The sequence below is a fragment of the Sphingobium sp. CR2-8 genome (assembly GCF_035818615.1).
Lineage (GTDB): Bacteria > Pseudomonadota > Alphaproteobacteria > Sphingomonadales > Sphingomonadaceae > Sphingobium.
This window is the reverse complement of record NZ_JAYKZY010000002.1, coordinates 2,489,931-2,508,739: the sequence shown is the minus strand read 5'-3', so window position 1 is coordinate 2,508,739 and position 18,809 is coordinate 2,489,931. Positions and strand designations below refer to the sequence as shown.

The 18,809-nt window shown below is 64.2% G+C and carries 11 protein-coding genes; 7 read left to right on the top strand and 4 right to left on the bottom strand.

Features of this window, described 5'->3' with window-relative positions; translation table 11 throughout:
• Positions 1–97 precede the first annotated feature (97 nt).
• Together U5A82_RS16095 and U5A82_RS16090 are read left to right on the top strand one after the other, a co-directional pair.
• Entirely contained in the window at positions 98–1,318 is a 1,221-nt protein-coding gene (locus U5A82_RS16095; RefSeq protein WP_326291844.1) for an NAD(P)/FAD-dependent oxidoreductase, read from the top strand.
• 9 nt (positions 1,319–1,327) lie between these two features.
• The gene (locus U5A82_RS16090; RefSeq protein ID WP_326291843.1) at positions 1,328–2,518 is read left to right on the top strand and encodes a Xaa-Pro peptidase family protein; all 1,191 of its coding nucleotides are present in this window, start codon (positions 1,328–1,330) and stop codon (positions 2,516–2,518) included.
• Here U5A82_RS16090 and U5A82_RS16085 read toward each other — a convergent pair whose 3' ends face one another.
• From U5A82_RS16085 to U5A82_RS16070, 4 genes are all read right to left on the bottom strand, one after another.
• Positions 2,519–4,018, bottom strand: a complete 1,500-nt coding sequence (locus U5A82_RS16085; RefSeq protein WP_326291841.1) for a peptide MFS transporter — start codon at positions 4,016–4,018, stop codon at positions 2,519–2,521.
• Entirely contained in the window at positions 4,018–5,832 is a 1,815-nt protein-coding gene (locus U5A82_RS16080; RefSeq protein WP_326291840.1) for an Svx/AvrXca family virulence/avirulence protein, read from the bottom strand. Before U5A82_RS16080 ends, U5A82_RS16085 begins: the two co-directional genes overlap by 1 nt.
• 137 nt (positions 5,833–5,969) lie before the next feature.
• Positions 5,970–8,711 (bottom strand): DUF5695 domain-containing protein, encoded by a 2,742-nt coding sequence (locus U5A82_RS16075; protein ID WP_326291839.1) that lies wholly within the window; start codon positions 8,709–8,711, stop codon positions 5,970–5,972.
• Between the two features lie 11 nt (positions 8,712–8,722).
• A complete protein-coding gene (locus U5A82_RS16070; protein ID WP_326291838.1) occupies positions 8,723–11,086 on the bottom strand; it encodes a S9 family peptidase in 2,364 nt (787 codons plus the stop codon).
• Positions 11,087–11,244: 158 nt separating this feature from the next.
• Here U5A82_RS16070 and U5A82_RS16065 point away from each other — a divergent pair, with 158 nt between their 5' ends.
• The 5 genes from U5A82_RS16065 (at position 11,245) to U5A82_RS16045 (ending at position 18,791) form a co-directional block, all read left to right on the top strand.
• Positions 11,245–11,985 carry a FadR/GntR family transcriptional regulator gene (locus tag U5A82_RS16065; RefSeq protein WP_326291837.1) on the top strand — a complete coding sequence of 247 codons (741 nt, stop codon included), beginning with the start codon at positions 11,245–11,247 and terminating at the stop codon, positions 11,983–11,985.
• A gap of 99 nt (positions 11,986–12,084) precedes the next feature.
• Complete coding sequence (locus U5A82_RS16060) at positions 12,085–14,454, top strand: glycoside hydrolase family 127 protein (RefSeq protein ID WP_326291836.1); 2,370 nt, start codon at positions 12,085–12,087, stop codon at positions 14,452–14,454.
• Positions 14,451–15,476, top strand: coding sequence for an Ldh family oxidoreductase (locus U5A82_RS16055; protein ID WP_326291835.1), 1,026 nt, complete (start codon positions 14,451–14,453; stop codon positions 15,474–15,476). The genes U5A82_RS16060 and U5A82_RS16055 overlap by 4 nt, the downstream gene beginning before the upstream one ends.
• Positions 15,473–17,245, top strand: a complete 1,773-nt coding sequence (locus U5A82_RS16050) for a DUF885 domain-containing protein (RefSeq protein ID WP_326291834.1) — start codon at positions 15,473–15,475, stop codon at positions 17,243–17,245. The genes U5A82_RS16055 and U5A82_RS16050 overlap by 4 nt, the downstream gene beginning before the upstream one ends.
• Positions 17,235–18,791, top strand: coding sequence for a family 43 glycosylhydrolase (locus U5A82_RS16045; protein WP_326291833.1), 1,557 nt, complete (start codon positions 17,235–17,237; stop codon positions 18,789–18,791). Before U5A82_RS16050 ends, U5A82_RS16045 begins: the two co-directional genes overlap by 11 nt.
• Positions 18,792–18,809 lie beyond the last annotated feature (18 nt).

Sequence of the window (18,809 nt, the reverse complement as noted above, 5' to 3'; positions counted from 1 at the left end):
ATGACGAAATCATACATTGTCGGACAGGCCCTTATACGCTATCTGCTCAGGTGATATACCGTATACGATATTAACGAGGCGATGCAATGGGGTTTTTGTGGGGCGCATAGCGATCATCGGCGGCGGCGTGGTGGGCCTTTCTACCGGCATTGCTCTGCTGGATGCAGGGCAGGCCGTGATACTGGTCGATGACGATGCCGCCGGGCAGGCCGCTTCCTGGGGCAATGCCGGTCATATCGCGGTCGAGCAGGTCGAACCGCTGGCGTCGCTGGCGCAATTGCGCAGTGTGCCGCGTCGGCTGTTCCAACGGGGCGGCGCGCTCGACTGTCCGCCGTCAGCGATCGGAGCCTGGCTTCCCTTCGGCCTGCGGCTGATGGCGGCGGCGCGTCCCGCGCGGTTCCACGCGGGGCGTGAGGCGCTGCGCGGACTGCTGGCACAGGCCATGCCGACCTGGGAAGCGCTGGTCGATCGGATCGGTGAACCGACGCTTTTGCAACAAGACGGACATTATCTTGTGTGGCAGGGTGCGCAGGCCGCCGAAACAGGCCGCGCTGCCTGGACGGCGGCCGATACCGGCACTGCCCATGTTCATGACGCATACGAAACGGAAATCACGATCCTGTCGGCGCTGACCACGCAACCCCTGACGGGCGCCATCCGATTTACCGGTAGCGGGCAGATCGCCGATCTCGCCGCCCTGCGCCAAGCCCTGCGCGCCGCCTTCGTTACTGCGGGCGGCGAAATCGTCGGACGCAGCGCCACCCTGTGCCGCACCGGCCATGGGGTCGAGGTGACCGGCGTAGAGGCCGACCGCGTCATCCTCTGTGCGGGTGTCCGCTCGCGCGCGCTGATGGAGGGGCTGGGCTACAAGGTGCCCATGATCGCGGAACGCGGCTATCATATCCGCGCCGATGCCGCCGACTGGCCCGCCGATCTGCCGCCGATCGTGTTCGAGGAACGGTCGATGATCGTCACCCGCTATCGGGACTGCGTGCAGGCAGCCAGTTTCGTGGAACTGGGGCGGATCGACGCCCCGGCCGACCCGCGAAAATGGGAACGGCTGGAACGGCATGTCGCCGAACTGGGCTTGCCGATCCGTGCCCCCTTCACCCGCTGGATGGGCTGCCGCCCGACCTTGCCCGACTATCTTCCCGCCATCGGCCGCGCGGACAAGGCGGACAATCTTTTTTACGCTTTTGGGCACCAGCATCTGGGGCTTACACTCGCACCCATTACGGCGCGGCTGGTGACGGACATGGTAACGGAAAGGGCTCCACAACCGTCCAATTCGTTGTTCGACATCGCGCGTTTTGCATAAGGACGGATCATGATTGGTGGATCGACCGCAGCGATCGAACTGGACCGGCTGCACCCCTGGACCGATGTCGCGGCCCCCATCGCGGCGACCGAACGACTGGCCCGTATCGCCAATGCGCAGGCGTTGACCGACGGCCTGGGCGCGCAGGCGCTGCTTGTGAATGCCGGTGCCTCGCTGCGCTATTTCTCCGCTGTGCCGTGGGGGCAGACCGAACGGCTGGTGGCGATGCTGCTGGTGCCCGGTCGCACGCCGATCGTCATCTGCCCGCATTTCGAGATCGGCACGCTGGAGGCCGACCTGGCCATCGCCGCCGATATCCGGTCGTGGCAGGAGGATGAAGACCCGGTCGCGCTGGTGGCCGATGCCTTGGCGGAAGCGGGCGTTCGGACCATGGCAGTCGACCCCGAACTGCCCTTCCATTTCGCCGAGCGGCTGCGCGCCGCGACATCGGCGCTTCTGGTTGACGCCACGCCGGTCATCAGCGGCTGCCGCATGGTCAAGTCCGCTGCCGAACTGGCGCTGATGCAACAGGCCAAGTCGATGACGCTGAGCGTCCATGCCGCCGCCGCCCGCATCCTGCATCCCGGCATCCGCGCCAGCGAAGTGACGCGCTTCATCGACGAGGCGCATCGTCGGCTGGGTGCCAGCGGCTCCAGCTTTTGCATCGTCCAGTTCGGGGAAGCGACCGCCTACCCCCATGGGCTGCCCGGCGACCGCGCGCTGGTGGAGGGCCAATTGGTGCTGATCGACACGGGCTGCACGATCCAGGGCTATCATTCCGACATCACCCGCACCTATGCCTTCGGGCCGGTGGATGCCCATGCGCGCGACATATGGGCGATCGAGAAGGAAGCGCAGCAGGCCGCCTTCGACGCGGTCGTCCCCGGCGCGCCGTGCGAGAGCGTGGATGCGGCGGCGCGGGCGGTGTTGGAGAAGGCGGGGCTTGGTCCCGACTATCGGCTGCCCGGCCTGCCGCACCGCACCGGCCATGGCATTGGCCTGTCGATCCACGAACCCGCCTATCTGGTGCGCGGCGACAAGACCCCGCTAGCGCCAGGCATGTGCTTTTCCAACGAACCCATGATCGTCGTGCCCCAGCGTTTCGGCATAAGGCTGGAGGATCATTTCTACGTCACCGAAACCGGTGCGCAATGGTTCACCCAGCCGCAGATCGCGATCGATCGGCCTTTCGCCGCCTGATTACCGGGTTGCGGGGCGCAGTATCCGCTGCGCCCCGATATTCACCACCAGCACGAGCGCGCCAATCGCGGCGGCGACCAGGCCGATGCGCAGATAGGCGTCCAGGATGATCGTCCGGTCGCCGCCGGTCGCGCCGCCACCACCCATCGCCCCGATCACCGATGCGATCACGCCCGCACTGAAATTGCCCGCTGCCGTCGCCAGGAACCAGGTGCCCATCAGGAAACTCGTCATATGGCGCGGGGCAAGGCGCGACATGGCGGACAGGCCAACGGGGGACAGGCACATTTCGCCGATCGCATGGCAAAGGAAGAGCAGGGCGATGAAGGCCAGCGGCACCTTCTGGTCCGGCGGCACCAACTGCGCCGCTGCCATCAGCACGAAGCCGCCACCGACCATGATGATGCCAAAGCCAAAGCTGCTGAGCGGCGTCGGCATCCGGTCCGCCTTGGCCAGGCGCAGCCAGAGCGCGGCGAAGGGCAGGGCGATCAGGCAGACGAAAAAGGGTGGGAGCGCCTGAAAGACGGAGGCCGGGACTGCAAAGCCTAGGATCATGCGGTTCACATGATTGTCGATGAACAGGTTCAGCGACGATCCGCTCTGTTCGTAGAGGCCCCAGAAAACCGGCTGCACCACGATCAGTGCCAGCGCATACAGCAACTTGCGGCGTTCCTCCCCTGCCAGCCGCGCCAGCGCGATCCAGACCAGCAGCAGCCCGATCAGCAATCCGCCCACCGCCAGCAGCGTGCCGGTCAGCCGGGGCGATACCAGCAATACCCAACTGAGCAGGGTCAGCGGCAAAGTGAGGCCATAGATCAGCCATTCGCGCTTCACGCCGAACACCCGCCGCGCCAGTGCCGTCGGATCGGGGGCTTCGCCGCCGCCCAGCAGGTGGCGCTTGCCGCGTGCGAAGACGATGACGCCCGCGATCATGCCGACCGCCGCCGCGCCAAAGCCATAGCCCCAGCCCAGCCTTTCGCCCAGCAGGCCGCAAATGACCGGGCCGATTGCGCCGCCCAGATTGATGCCCATGTAGAAGAGCGTGTAAGCGCTATCCCGGCGCGGATCATGGGCGGTGTAGAGCTTGCCCACCAGCGCCGAAATATTGGCCTTGAGAAAACCGGTGCCCACGACGATCAGCGACAGGCCGATCCAGAAGGTCGATTGCGCCGCAGCGCCCAGCGCGTCCTCCAGGCCAAGGGTGATATGGCCGCTGGCGATGACCAGTCCGCCGAACAGCACCGCCTTGCGCTGGCCCAGCCAGCGGTCGGCCAGATAGCCGCCGATCATCGGCGAGAGGAAGACCAGCGCCAGATAGGAGCCGTAGAGCAGGCCGGATTGCTCGCCCGAATAGAGGAAATGGCGCGTCAGGTAAAAGATCAGCAGCGCGCGCATCCCGTAGAATGAAAAACGCTCCCACAATTCCGTGAAGAAGAGGACATAAAGACCCTTGGGATGGCCCCAGAGCATTTCGGCTTCCGGCACGCTGGTCGTGGTCATCAGGGTATCCATCGATAGTCGGGCTTGGCGGTGACTTCGGGGACGGGCGCGGTCAGGTCCGCGCCGCGTTTGGGGTCTTTGGCCGCGTCCTGATCCACGAAGCCGTAGGAGACGCCCTTGTCGAACTGACCGCCGCGATGTTCGACGTCGCCGATCGTCTGGGCCGTGCCCGACAGAATGATCCCTTTCTCATATTCGCCGATGCCCAGCATGGACGTCGCCGCGCGGGCATGGCCGCGCAGGATCGTGTCGCCACGCAATAGGGTGAGGCCTGCGATGACGGCATCGTCCTGTAGCTGTGCCCGGTCTGTAACGACGGCATGATCCTCTACCCGTGCCCGGTCGGAGACGGTGCCGGAAAGAACGCGGGCATAGGGCCCGACCCAGGCGGTGGACGCGACCTTCGCGTCCGGACCGACCCAGCCGCCGCCATTGGGGTGGCGATGGCCGCCGGGGATGGGGGCGGGGGCGTCGGGCCGGGCGCCGTCCAGTTCGACCATCCAGGGATAGCGGTAGATGGAATAATAGGGCTGGTCCCAGCGGATTGTCTGCATCTGGGACGGGGTTGCCATGACGACGAGGTAGAGGCCCCTGTCATCAGGGCGGATGGCGATGCCCGTCTGAGCGCGCGCGCCGCGTTGGAGCGGGCTGTAACGGCTCTTGCCGTCTGTGCCGACCGCGACCACGCCCCAGCGCCAATCGGAGGCGGGCGGCGGGATGGTATCGGGTTCGTCGGCGAGGCCGGGCAGTTTCGCGGTGGCCGATGCCTGCTGCACGATGCCGCGAAAGGTAACGCTGACGCGGCTTTGCCCGGCGTCGGGGTTCAGTTTGACGATATTATAGCCCCAGCGTTGGGGCGCCCACATCTCCGGCACCGCGTAGCGGCGCTTTTCGGCATCGACCGGGTCCAGCACCGTCGCGGCCAATATGTCGGGTCCGCTACTCTGGCCGTAGCCGCCATAGCTGCGGCGATACGCATCGCCATTGGCATAGTCCCAGTTGGCGTTGTGCAGCGCCCAGTCGCCGAACACATCATTGAGTTGATCCTGCGTCCAGCCCATGTTGCTTTTCAGCACGGTGAAGGGATCGGCGGTCAGGCGCGCGGGATCGTCCTTGCCCGGCGCGGTGCGCCAAAGGGCGTTGACGGCGTCATAGCCGTGCCGGTCCTTCAGATACTCGAACCATTGCCAGTTGCAGTAGCGCGAGCGGGTCGAGCCATAATAGAGGTGCGGATATTGTTTGAGCAGCACCGAACAATGGGTGTTGGCACGAAACTCGGGCAACTGGGTCGTCATCCAGTTGGCATGGCTTTCGAACATCCAGCCGGTGTAAGGCGAGTCCATCAGCCGACCGGTCGCGGCCTGCAAGGCGTGGGTCAGTTCATGGGCGAGGCCGAACCGATCCTTGAGCGCGCCCGGTCCGATCCACATGCCCATATGGCCGAGCGAATCCGTGCCGCCGGTCAGGCCATAATCGACGCCGATATAGGCGTTGACCTTCAGCTTGGCAGCGTCACCGCAATGGGGCTGGGGGAAGCCCAACATATCGATGAAATAGGACCAGACATATTCCAGATGCGCAGCCGCCGCCTTGGCATCGGCGGTATCGACCGTGCCGGGCTTCCAGTGGAAGGCGATATGGGCGCTTTCCATCTGGAGCGGCAGGGCGCCGTTGATAGCATCGCCCGGATCGGTCGCGGCGACTGTCCAATTGCCGACGGCGCAAATAGGAGTGCCTGCGCTTAACTTCGCATATTTCCCGCTAATCTTGGCATTTTGTTGCGCCGGGCTGATCCTATCGGAAAGTGCCGCCAAGCAACCTATGTGCGTGGATGTACCAGTCTTGCCGGCAATAGGACAGCGATCCACAGCCGACCGGGGCATGGCAGTCAGCGCCGCGCTCCCCATCGTCAGACCTAGGGCCGAAGCGAGGAGGGCGCGGCGCAGCATCATCAGCGCGGCGTCAGCGTAACGCGGGTAGCGCTGCTGGCGAGCGGGATGACATAGCCGCCCCGGTCCGCCGTTGCGCCGCCCAGCGCATAGGGCTTGCCGTCCTTGGTCGTGGTTTCGAACAGCAGCCGCGCCTTGGCCGTCGCGGCGTCGGCGGGGTCGAGCGTCAGCACGACCTGACCCGATGCGCCGTCATAATCGGCGCTGGCGATGCGGCCTGCCTCCAGCGTGATCCACAGGCCCGCAGGCGCTATGAACAGGCGGCGGCGCGCGCCATCCTGCGGCACGATATGGATGGCCGCACCGCTGTTCGTGACCTTGCCGCCAAAGCCCAGCCAGCCCAGATCCTTGTCCTTCACCGCATAGGTCGCGGACGCGATCGCATGGCCGTAAAAGCCCATGCCATAGTCGCCACTGATGGCGTCCCACTTCATCATGTCGGGCCAGCTATGGAAGGCGGCAGACCCGAAGCCCTGCTGGTCGATATTGGTGATGCCGCCCATCATGCCGCCATAGGCGACGCGCAACAGGTGCAGGTCGTCCGGGTTCTGGCGATAGGCGTCGAACAAGGGCACGGCGTTCAGCGCCGATCCATAATGATGAATCTGCCGCTCGATCCGCGACACCTTACCGCCATAAAGGAAATCCCAATAGCGGCGGGCATTGCCATTATAGCCCCAGCTTGGGATGGTCGGATCATAGCCAAGGATCACCTCCTTGGTTACATCGGCCTGCGGTTGATAGCCGAAATAGCGCATCCAGGCATAGACTTCGGGCTGCCCCGTCGAATCCCACGCCATTTCGCTGCCGAAGGGATATTTGAGCGTGCGCCAGTGATCGGCGCGGCCCTTCATCAGCTTTTCCATTTCGGTGGCCTGCGCGGTCAGGCCTTCGCGCTTCAGATCTTTCAATATGTCCAGGAAGACGTCGCCTTCCATCTGGCCGAACTGGGCATAATAGGGCGCGTCGCGCATCATCGCGACCGAGGTGCGATAGGCCCAGTCGAGATAGAAGCGCCAGTCATGCTGCTTCACCAGGCCCTGACTGTCGCGCGCGAGGCGATAGAGCACCCAATGACCGATCGCGACATGGGGATAATTGTAAGAACGGCCGAGATCGTCCGAATCCTTCTTCGACCAGGCGGTCCAGCTCTTCCAATTGATCGCGGGGTCGTAATAGTCCGGAAACTCTTTCGGATCGTAATAGAAGAGGCTCTTCTTGACCGCGCCGGCCTGCGCGCCTTCCGCGACCTGGAGATGGCCGATCACCGTTTCGTTGACCAACCGCTCCAGCTTGGCGACTTCTTGCCCATCGGGATTGTCGAGCTGCTTGATCGCGGCGGCGACCCAGCTGCCCGCGCCGCCCTCGTCGCTCATCCCCGACACCCAGACGCGGCCGTCCTGCGTCAGAATCTTATTCTCTTCCCGGTCATAGGAGAGGATGGCGGGCGATCGGTGGAAGGGGTCGTCCTTGCCCTCGAACCATTGGTTCGTCGTAGTGAAATGGCCGATATCGGCCATCACCTGCTCCAGCGGCTTGGTGATATAATAGCTGACGGTCTGGGCCTGCCCGTCGGCATAGGTGACGGTCAGGCGCGCCTGACCCCAGCCCGACGCCTTCACATCATAGCGTGCCGAGCCGCCGCTGCTTTCGACCGGCGTGGCGGTGAGGGCGCCGACGGGAAAGCTTTCGATCTTCGCGACGGGGCTTGGGGATTTGAGGAACAGGCTGGCCGACTGGTCGGTGGGAACGACATAGCCGGGGATGCCGACCGCGACGGGGCGTTTGTTGGCGACCAGCGTGTCCTCGATCGCGCGGATGCTGGGTGACGTGACGAAGCGCAGGCCGATGGTGCGGCTCTGGCCCGGCGCCAGGGTGATGCTGGTGGCCTCATTCCATTGCGGCCCAGCCTTGGCCCATTCCTTTTCGACGAAGCCCTTGCTGGCGACGGTCCAGTCGTAAAAGCCTTCGGACACCTGCGTGCGCGGGCTGCGGTCGGTGAAGATATCGTCCTTGGGTGCGGCGCGGGCTTCGAGGACCGGACGATAGGCTTCCAGCGGCGTGTTCCTCTCGGGCAGGACCAGCAGCGCCGGACCCTGACCGTTGAGGCGCGTCACCTGAAGATAGCCGGCGTCGCGACCGATATAGGGATCGACGAAGCTGGCCTGCGCATGCGCCTGATCCAGATCGCGGTCTAGGATGATATTGTCGAACACCATCGGCATGCCGAGCGCGCCGATCTCGACCGGGGCGTTGCTGCTGTTTATCAGGGTGAAGCGCAGGGCGAGGACGCCATTGTCATTGACCCATTGGCGTTCGACACGCAGCGGGATGCCCGCGCCCATCGATGCGGTGATGTCGGCGGCGGCCAGTATATCGCCGCGCGCGACCAGCTTCACGATCGGTTTGCGGACATGGGCGGAGGAAAAGTCCTGCCATGCGCCATCGCCGCTCTTCAGGCGGATGTGGATGTCGCCGATATGGACATAGCCGTCGGCTGCGCGTTCCGCTTCACGGCTCGCCGGGACGAAATCGAACGTGGCGTCGCCGGTGGGCGACAGGTGCGCCAGCGTCTGCGTATCGGTGCGCAGCGCCAAGTCGAAGGTCGTTGTTTTGAACGCCGTCTTAGAGATCGGCGGAAACACCTTCTTGGCGGGCGGTGCCTCGGCGAAGGCGGCCTGAGCCGGGATCATCGCGGGCACCGACGCCAACAGCAGGGCGATCAGGGGAAGCTTCTGGGTCATAGTCATCCTCGTCATTGCGCGGCGGCGGTGCGGGCGGCTTGCTGAGCCGCGAGGGCAGGCGGTGTTTCGCCCAGCAGGTTGAGCGTGAAATAGTCGCGCAGCTTCTTCCAGAAGAAGGGCTGGTAAACCCGGTGCGTAGTGTTGGGCAGGATAACCAGATCGACGTCGCGCCCGGCATCCATCAACGCCTTGGCGAGCCGGAAGCTTTCCGTCACCGGCACATTGTCGTCTATATCGCCATGGATCAGCAGCAACTTGCCCATCAGATTGCCCGCGACCGACATGTTGCTGTTGCGCTCCCATGTGGCTTCGTCGGGATTGCCCATCGACACTTCGGGCCACCATGTCTTGTCGAGCCGCAGGTCGTGATTGCCGGACGAGGCGACGCCGACCGTGAAGAAATTCGGGCGACGCAGCACAAAGCGCGCTGTGTCATAACCGCCGGCCGATCCACCGAACACGCCGACCCGGGTGGCGTCCATATAGGGATATTTGGCGGCCATCTGCCGGATGAGCGCGATATGATCGTCCAGGCCGACCTCGCCCAGATTCTGATAAGCGGGCAGGCGGAAGGCTTGTCCCCGGCGGGATGTGCCGGTGCCGTCGATCATCACCACGATCGCGCCGATCTGCGCCACGGCATTGCCAGACACGCGATGCGCGTCGTTCCAGGTGGCGGGCACGTCGGTCGTGGTCGGGCCGGTATAGACATTGTCGATGATGGGGTAGCGGCGCTTCGCATCGAAATTGGCCGGGCGGAAGATCATGCCATAGATGGGGGTATGGCCGTCCGCCGCGATGCCCTGAAAGGGTTCGGGCGCGGTGTAGCCGACCGCGCGCAGGCGGCTGTCGTCGGCGGTGGCGAGGTCGAGGACGATCTTGCCGGTCTGCCCGTCGCGCAGCACGGCGCGGGTGGGGCTGGTCGGGCTGGACATCTGATCGACGATCCATTTGCCATCGTCGGACAGGGTCGCGTCATGATCGAGCGGTTCGGGGGTCAGTTCGGTCGGATCGCCGCCGGCTGTCGACACGCGATAGAGCGCGCGCCAATAGGGATTGCGCGCCTTTTCGCGGCCCACGCCGGTAACGATCAGCGATGCCTTGTCCCCAGCGACATGGTCGACCGACAGGACTTCCCATTCGCCCCGAGTGAGCGGTTTCCCGCCATCGGGCGCATCGGGGGTGACGAGATAGAGCTGCGCCCAGCCGGATCGTTCGGAAATGGAGAGTTCTCCGCCCAGATCCGGCGCGGGCATGATCATGCTGGAAGTGACGGTGACGAGCGGTTTGACCGCCTCATGCGCGACGATATGCGCGGCGCCGGTGTCGGGATCGGCCTGATAGACGGCCTGCTGCTTGTAGCCCCGTTCGGTCCACAGGATGCGCGGCTTGCCGTTCACCCAGCCCATGTCGGGCGGCGAGGGGTAGAGGATGGATTCCGAGGGAATCGCGAGCGGCACGATCTTCGCCTTGCCCGCCTTCATCGCCTGTTCGATGTCGATGACGAAGCGGGTCGCCTGCGGCAGCTTTTCCGCGCCGGCGAGCGGATAGACATAGGAGAAGCTGCGCGGATAGAATTCGCCCGGCGGGTTTTGCTGGGTGATGGACAGCTTCTTCACGTCGCGCGTGTCGAGCCGCCAGCTCAGCAGATAGCGGCCGTCGGGCGACCATGCGCCGGACACGGGCATGTCCGGCTCTTCGGTGCCGGCGCGCAGGATGTCGGCCAGTTGCGGGATGGAGCGGCCATAGGGTTGCTCGCGTGTGCCGTCGGTGGTCAGCGCGACTTCCTTGCCGTTCTTAGCGTCAACCGCGATCAGATTGAAATTGCGCGCCACGATGCGAAAACGGCCGTCGGGCGAGGGGAGGGAGAGATCGTTCTTTTTCTCTTCGGCGACGCGCTCCGCCTTGCCGTTTGCGGCGAGAGTCCAGCGACCGTCGAGCGCGGCGAAACGCAGGGCCTTGGTCGCGGGATCATAATCGACATCGGCGATCTTGGCCGCGTCGACATCGACCGGCTTGCCCGTGGCGGCGCTCAACGCAGCGAGAAGTTGCCCGGTCGTCGCCACCTGCGCCTTCGCCAGCGTGGCAAGGTCGATATAGGCATAGCTTTGGTTCAGCCGGTTGCCGGTGCGATAGAGCAGGCCCTTGCCTTCACCCACAAAGCGTGGCGCCACGTCGGCATTGTCGATGAGGTCGGTGAGATTCTGGCCGTTAAACTTGTCCGACAGGGCGTAGCGTGCGCCAATATCCGGCAGGGCGGCGGCAATATTGGTCGAGCGCGCCAGCGCGGTTGTCGGCATGCCGGTGGCGCAGGCCCCGATGGTGCAGGCCAATGCCAGCAGACTGATGCTTTTCGATATGGGGAAACGGACCATGTGCACGGCTGCGCGCTGCCTATCATTCCAGGAGAGAGGCCGCCGTCATGACCGTAACGGAGCCCATCGTCAATAAGATTATACGATATAAGATCGGTCTTTTCCTTGCCCATTTATGCGTGTAGCGTTGGTGCATAGTGACGGGATTGGATGCAGGCATGGACGACCGGCGAAATGTTCAGGACGGCGCGATCGGTGCGCCGCTCATCACCGGCCGGCTGCATCATATGGTGGCGCATCGGCTGGCGACGCATATCATCGGTGGTGCGCTGCCCGTCGGCCATGTCTTTGCAGCGGAGGTCGAACATGCCGAGACATTGGGCGTATCGCGATCCGTCCTGCGCGAAGCCTTTCGCATATTGACCGCCAAGGGGCTGGTCAGCAGCCGCCCCAAGGCCGGCACGAAAGTCAATGAGCGGCGCCAGTGGAGCATGCTCGATCCCGATGTGCTCGCATGGCAGATCCAGTCGGAGCCGAGCGAACAATTTCTACGCGACCTCTTCGAACTACGCATGATGGTGGAGCCGCAGGCGGCGGAGATGGCCGCGACCCGGCGCAGCGATGGCCAACTGATCGACATGGCCAATGCGCTGGACGCGATGGAGCGCTACACGCTGGCGACGGAGAAGGGGCGGGCGGCTGACCAGCGCTTCCATGGCCTGCTGATGGAGGCCGCGCAGAACGAACTGCTCTTCTCCCTGTCCAGTTCGATCATGTCGGCCATCGCCTGGACGACGGCGGCCAAGCAGCGGGTGCAGGACGCGCCGCGTGATCCCATGCCGGAACATCGCGCCCTGTATCGCGAAATCGCCGCACAAAATCCGCGCCAGGCGCAAAAGGCGATGCGCATTCTGATCGAACTCGCGCTGGCCGACATGCATGTGGCCCTGCGCCGATAAGGAGCGGTCATCGGCATCCCATGGTTGGACAATAGGGATTGACAGCACCACCCCGCGCTCTATCATATAGTATACGATATTCGGTAGGAGTGTTTTGCTATGAGAGCCAATCGTCGCGAGTGGCTGGCGGGGGTTGCTGCCCTTGCCGTCTGCGCCGTCCCGTTCAAGGGACTGGCCGCGATCGCGCCCCGTATTCCGTTGCGGGCCAAGCCGCTGCCGCTGACCGATGTGCGCCTGCTGCCGTCCGATTATGCGACGGCGGTTGAGGTCAATATCGCCTATCTCCTGTCGCTCAGTCCCGACCGTTTCCTGCATAATTTCCGCAAATATGCGGGGCTGGAGCCTAAAGCGCCGATTTACGGCGGCTGGGAATCCGACACGATCGCCGGTCATACGCTCGGCCACTATATCACCGCGCTGGTGCTGGGCTGGCAGCAGACGGGCAATGCGGAATGCCGCCGCCGGGCCGATTATATCGTCGACGAACTGGCGCTGTGCCAGGCGCAGCGCAAGGATGGTTATATCGGCGCGCTGGGCCGCAAGACCAAGGACGGCCAGATCGTCGATGGCGAACAGATTTTCCCCGAAGTGATGAAGGGTCAGATCAAGTCGGGCGGTTTCGATCTCAATGGCAGCTGGTCGCCGCTCTACACCGTCCACAAATATTTCGCTGGTCTGCTCGACGTCCATGGCGCCTGGGGCAATGCGAAGGCGTTGACGGTCGTGATTGGCCTGGCTGGCTATTTCGAAACCGTGTTCGCCGCGCTGAACGACGCGCAGATGCAGGAATTGCTGGGCTGCGAATATGGTGGTCTGAACGACAGCTATGCCGAACTCTACGCCCGAACGGGCGACGCGCGCTGGCTGGCGGTGGCGGAGCGCATCTATGACCGCAAGGTCCTCGATCCGCTGGTGGCTGGCGAAGACAAGCTCGCCAATTTCCACGCCAATACGCAGGTACCCAAGCTGATCGGCCTGGCGCGCATCCATGAACTGACCGGCAAAGACGATCCGGGCCGCGCCGCGCGCTTCTTTTTCGACCGGGTGACGCAACATCATAGCTATGTCATCGGCGGCAATGCAGATCGCGAATATTTCTTCGAACCCGATACGGTCGCGCTCCACCTGACCGAGTCCACCTGCGAACATTGCAACAGCTATAATATGCTGAAGCTTACGCGGCATCTGTATGGCTGGCAGCCCGACGGCGCCTTGTTCGATTATTATGAGCGCGCGCACCTCAACCATGTCATGTCGGCGCAAAATCCCGCCAATGCGGGCTTCACCTATATGACGCCGATGATGAGTGGCGCGCCGCGCGGCTATTCGCAGCCGGACGAGGACGCCTTCTGGTGCTGCGTCGGTTCCGGCATGGAAAGCCATGCCAAACATGGGGATTCCATCTATTGGGAGGGTGACGACATGTTGTTCGTCAATCTCTACATTCCCTCGCAAGCTCAGTGGAAGGCGAAGGGCGTCGGCCTGACGCTCGACACCGAATATCCCTTCAAGCCCGACATCAAGCTGACCATCGATGCCGTGAAGCAGGGCCAGTTCGCTCTCGCCCTGCGTATTCCGGGCTGGACGAATGGTCGCTTTGGCCTCAGCGTCAACGGCGCGCCGGTGTCGGTGCAGCCCGCCAATGGCTATGCGGTCGTCACGCGCCGATGGAAGAAGGGCGATGTGGTATCGCTTTCGCTGCCGCTCGACCTGCGCCTCGAATCCGCGCCCGGTGCGCCGGACGTCGTGGCGGTCGTGCGCGGGCCGATGGTGATGGCGGCTGACCTTGGCCCGTCCGAAATGGACTGGACCGGGGTCGAGCCGGCCATGGTGGGGGAAAACCCGCTTACCGCTTTTGCGCCGATCATATCGGAACGTCCGCGTTACCGGACGCAGAACATCATCCGTCCGGCCAACCTTTCCTTCGTGCCGTTCTACAGCCAATATGATCGGCGCAGCGCGGTCTATTTCAAGCGTTTTTCCGAAGGTGCGTGGAAGACCGAGGAAGCCGCCTTCCTCGCCGAACAGGCGCGGCAGAAGGATCTGGCTGCCCGGTCGATCGACATCATGCATCTGGGCGAGATGCAGCCAGAGCGAGATCATGCGCTGACGTCGGAACTCAGCTATCCCGCTTCCTATCGCGGGCGCAACGGCCGGGATGCACGGTCGGGCGGCTATTTCGAATTCGCCATGAAGGTGAAGCCAGGCCCGTTGCTGTTGCAGGCGACTTATTGGGGCGGAGAGCGCAAGCGCAGTTTCGACATCATGATCGATAATGTGAAGCTGGCCACGCAGAGTTTGGACAATGACAAGCCGGGCAAGTTCATGGACGTCGATTATCCGATCCCCGAAGCGCTGACCAAGGGCAAGTCCAGCGTCAAGGTTCGCTTCGTGCCGCATGACCGCAGTTCGGCCGGCCCGGTGTTCGGCGTGCGGCTGTTCACGGCCAAGCCGGCGACGACTGCATGAGCGATAGCGTTGCGTTGAGCCTTGCGGAAGCCGATGCGCTGGCCCGCCAGGTGCTGAAGAGCCGCGGTCTGGCGACCGATCACGCCGCCGCCGTCGCCCGCACGATGGTGGCAGGCGAGCGCGATGGCTGCGCTTCGCACGGACTCTATCGCCTGCTGGTGGCCGTCAATTCGATCGCGCGGGGCGTGGTCGTGCCGGACGCCGTGCCGGTGGTGAGCGAACCCGCTGCGGCGCTGGTCCGGGTTGATGGCAAGGGCGGTTTCGCGCAACTGCCGTTCGAGCGCGGCCTGCCGCTGCTGATCGAGAAGGCGCGCGCCTATGGCATTGCCGCCTTGGCGCTCAACAATGTGGTGCATTTCGCTGCGCTCTGGCCGGAGGTCGAGGCGCTGACCGATGCGGGGCTGGTGGGGCTGGCGTTCACTCCCAGCCATGCCTGGGTCGCGCCGGAGGGTGGGACGAAGCCCGTGTTTGGCACCAACCCCATCGCCTTCGGCTGGCCGCGTCCGGGCGGGCATCCCTTCATATTCGACTTTGCCACCAGCGCCGTCGCGCGCGGTGAGATCGAACTGCACCGCCGCGCGGGCAAGACCATCCCGCCCGAATGGGGCTATGATGCCGAGGGACATCCCTCGATCGATCCCAAGGCGGTGCTGGACGGCGCGATGCGGACATTTGGCGGGCATAAGGGATCGGCGCTGGCCGCGATGGTCGAACTGATCGCCGGGCCGCTGATCGGCGACATGACCAGCGCGGAATTGATGGCGGCCGATGAAGGACGCATGGGATCGCCGATCGGCGGCGAATTGGTGATCGCGGTCGATCCCGCCGGTTTCCTGGGCGCCAGTGTCGAGGATCATCTGCGCCGGGCCGAAGCGATGTTCGATACGATCACGGGGCAGGGCGCACGACTGCCCGGCGCGCGACGCTATATCGCGCGGGCGCAATCTGACGCGGACGGCGTGCGCATCCCGGCGCAACTCCACCGGGATATTTTGGCATTATTGGAAGGGGACATGGCGTGACCATCTTTGGCGGCCGGAACTGGCTGCTCGCCGGGGCGGCCTTCATCACCCTGACTGCGGCGTCCAGCGGTGCGCAACCTGTGGCCCAAACCGCCGATCAGGCGTTCGAGGCGATCTCCACCTCCGAATATGGCTGGCGGCAGAAGCAATTCGGTCCCAGCGAGGATGGTCCCAAGGATCAGGCGCTGATGCTGCCCGATGTTGGTCCCAAGGCGCAGGCCGCCCGGCTGGCGCGCTGGGAACAGGTGGACAAGCAACTGGCCGCGATCAGGGTCGATCAACTGTCGTCCGCGCAGCAGGTGAACTTCGCCGTCTACAAGGGGCAGATCGACGCGCTGCTCGCCGAACAGCGCTATCGCGAGTTTGAGAAGCCGCTGAACGCCGACACCAGCTTCTGGGGCGATCTGGCCGGGTGGGCGCGCGATCCGCTGCGCGATGAGGCGGCCGCGCGGCGCTATATCGCGATGCTGCGCGACATTCCGCGCTATTATGACCAGCAGATCGCGAACATGCGCGCTGGCTTGAAGCGTGGCTTCACTCCGTCGCAGATCACGCTGCAGGGCCGCGACATCGGCGTCGAGCAGGTGGCCAAGGCGAAGAGGGTGGAGGACAACCCCTTCTACGCGCCGTTCAAGACACTGCCCCCGACCATCCCCGTCGACGTGCAGGCGCAGCTTCGCACCGAGGCGCAGGCCGCCATTACGCAGGCCGTCATTCCTGGTCATCAGACGTTGCTGACCTTCCTGCGGCAGGAGTATATTCCCGGTGCGCGCAAGGATCTGGCCGCCTACAAGCTGCCCGACGGCAAGGCCTATTATCAGTCCAAGATCCGCGAGTTCGTGACGCTCGACAAGAGTCCGGACGAGATCCACAAGATCGGCCTAAGCGAAATGGCGCGTATCCGCAGCCAGATGGGCGAAGTCATGAAGCAGGTCGATTTCAAGGGCGACCTGCCCGCCTTCCTCACCTTCCTGCGCACCGACCCGCGTTTCTATCCCAAGACGCCCCAGGAATTGCTCAACCGCGCCGCATGGATCGCCAAGACGTTCGATGGCAAGGCATCGCAATATTTCGGGCGGATGCCGCGGATGCGCTTCGCGATCAAGCCGGTGCCGGACGATATCGCGCCCTTCTATACCGGTGGGCGCGGCGGGCCGGGCATCTATCTGGTCAATACTTATGACCTCCCCTCGCGCCCATTTTATTCGCAGGTCGCGCTGACCCTGCACGAAAGCGCGCCGGGCCATGCGATGCAGATGCCGCTGGCGGCAGAGAACAAGGCGCTACCGGCCTATCGCCGCGACACCTATCTGTCCGCCTATGGCGAGGGTTGGGCGCTCTATTGCGAGGCGCTGGGCGAGGATATGGGCATGTATGAAACGCCCTATGATCGCTTCGGCATGCTGAGTTATCAGGCATGGCGCGCGTCGCGGCTGGTGGTGGACACCGGCATCCATGCGATGAGCTGGACCCGCAAGCAGGCGCAGGATTATCTGCATGACAACACCGCTCTGTCCGATCATGAGATCGAGACGGAGGTGGATCGGTACATCGCCTGGCCGGGGCAGGCTCTATCCTACTATATGGGTGAGTTGGCCTTCGTTGATGCGCGCAAGAAGGCCGAGAAGGCCCTGGGGCCGAAGTTCAACATCCGCGCCTTCCACGATGCGGTGCTGGAAATCGGCGCAGTGCCGTTGCCGGTGATCGACCAGCGCGTCGACCAGTTGATCGCGGACGGCGGCAAGGGGCCATATCCCGATGAGGAATAGGCTGCTCGCGAGCCTCGCGCTGGTCGCCTTGGTCGCGCCCGCCGCTGCGGAGGAGCCGCGCGCGATTAGCGTGCCGGGCAATCCGATCCTGGCCGATGGCGACTATTACTCGACCGATCCAGCGCCCTTTGTCGCGGACGGGGCGCTATGGATATTGGCGGGCCGCGACCAGGCGCCGCCCGACGTCAATGATTTCATCATGGGCGAATGGCAGTTGCTGCGGACCGACGATCCCAAGTCGGGCCAATGGACCCATTATCCCAACATGGCGCGGCCGGAAAATATCTTCGCCTGGGCAGAAGAGGCGCGCGCCTATGCCGGGCAGATCGTGCAGGGACCGGACAAGCGTTACTATTTCTACGCGCCGGTGCTGGAGAAGGACAGCGACGCCAAGGATCGCTTCGCCATCGGCGTGGCGGTGGCGGACCGCCCGACCGGGCCATGGCGCGACGCCCATCCGGCAGGGCCGATCATCTCGCAACGGGTGCCGGTGAAGAACGACATCCAGAATATCGACCCCACCATCCTGATTGACAATGATGGGCGGGTCTATCTCTATTGGGGCACGTTCGGGCAATTGCGCGGCATGGAGCTGGAACGCGACATGGTGACGCCCAAGTCGGGCGAGCATCCCATCGAAGGACTGACCGGCTTCTTCGAGGCGCCCTGGATCATGAAGCGCAGGGGCGTCTATTATATGCTCTATGCGGGGAACAAGGCGGGGCCGACCTCGGACTGCACGCAGGCGGTCTATCATGCCTGCATCGCCTATGGCACGGCATCCTCGCCGATGGGACCATGGACCTATCGCGGGGTCGCGCTGAAGCCCGTATCCTCGACCACATCCCATGCGGGCGCGGTCGAGTATAAGGGGCAATGGTATCTGGCCTATCATACCGCCGATGCGAAAGGGGGCGGGCATTTCCGCCGCAGCGTCGCGATCGACCGACTGGAATGGGACGACAGCGTGACGCCGGCGCGTATCAGAACGGTGGTGCCGACCCTGCGTCCGCAACCGCCTTTGGCGCCCACCCGCAATATCGCGCGGGCGGCGTCGGCAACGGCGTCCAACGATCCGGTGCCGGTGCAATATTGGATCAAGGCGCTGAATGACGGCATCACCAAGGCCGCGCCGCTGCCACCGGACATGTGGGGCAGCTGGTCGCCGAACAATCCTGCGACCCAGTGGATCGAATATCGCTGGGACACGGATGTGACGATCGACGGATCTCGCCTGTGGTTCTGGAACGACCAGCCAGCCGGATCGGGCGTCGGCGTCGCGCCGCCGGCGGCGTGGCACCTGGAATATTGGCATCAGGGATGGAAGCCGGTGCCCGGTGTCGGCACCTATGGCACGCAGCCGGGCGGGTTTCAGACCGTCCGCTTTCCGCCTGTTCGCACCCGTTGCCTGCGCGCGGTGCTGAATGCCTCGGGCGACGACAAGGGCCATGCGGCCCTCGCCGTGCAGGAATGGGAGGTTCTGGCACCTAAGGCCGCGCGGCCGACCGTGCGCCATCGAACGGAACCGGCGCCAAGTTGCGGCTGACGCGACAGCGAGTTGGAC

What these genes read in the sequence shown, in the direction of transcription:
- U5A82_RS16090 (WP_326291843.1), top strand. Translation starts at nt 1,328, where the DNA reads ATGATTGGTGGATCGACCGCAGCGATCGAACTGGACCGGCTGCACCCC.
- U5A82_RS16085 (WP_326291841.1), bottom strand. Translation starts at nt 4,018, where the DNA reads ATGACCACGACCAGCGTGCCGGAAGCCGAAATGCTCTGGGGCCATCCC.
- U5A82_RS16075 (WP_326291839.1), bottom strand. Translation starts at nt 8,711, where the DNA reads ATGACCCAGAAGCTTCCCCTGATCGCCCTGCTGTTGGCGTCGGTGCCC.
- U5A82_RS16070 (WP_326291838.1), bottom strand. Translation starts at nt 11,086, where the DNA reads ATGGTCCGTTTCCCCATATCGAAAAGCATCAGTCTGCTGGCATTGGCC.
- U5A82_RS16065 (WP_326291837.1), top strand. Translation starts at nt 11,245, where the DNA reads ATGGACGACCGGCGAAATGTTCAGGACGGCGCGATCGGTGCGCCGCTC.
- U5A82_RS16060 (WP_326291836.1), top strand. Translation starts at nt 12,085, where the DNA reads ATGAGAGCCAATCGTCGCGAGTGGCTGGCGGGGGTTGCTGCCCTTGCC.
- U5A82_RS16055 (WP_326291835.1), top strand. Translation starts at nt 14,451, where the DNA reads ATGAGCGATAGCGTTGCGTTGAGCCTTGCGGAAGCCGATGCGCTGGCC.
- U5A82_RS16045 (WP_326291833.1), top strand. Translation starts at nt 17,235, where the DNA reads ATGAGGAATAGGCTGCTCGCGAGCCTCGCGCTGGTCGCCTTGGTCGCG.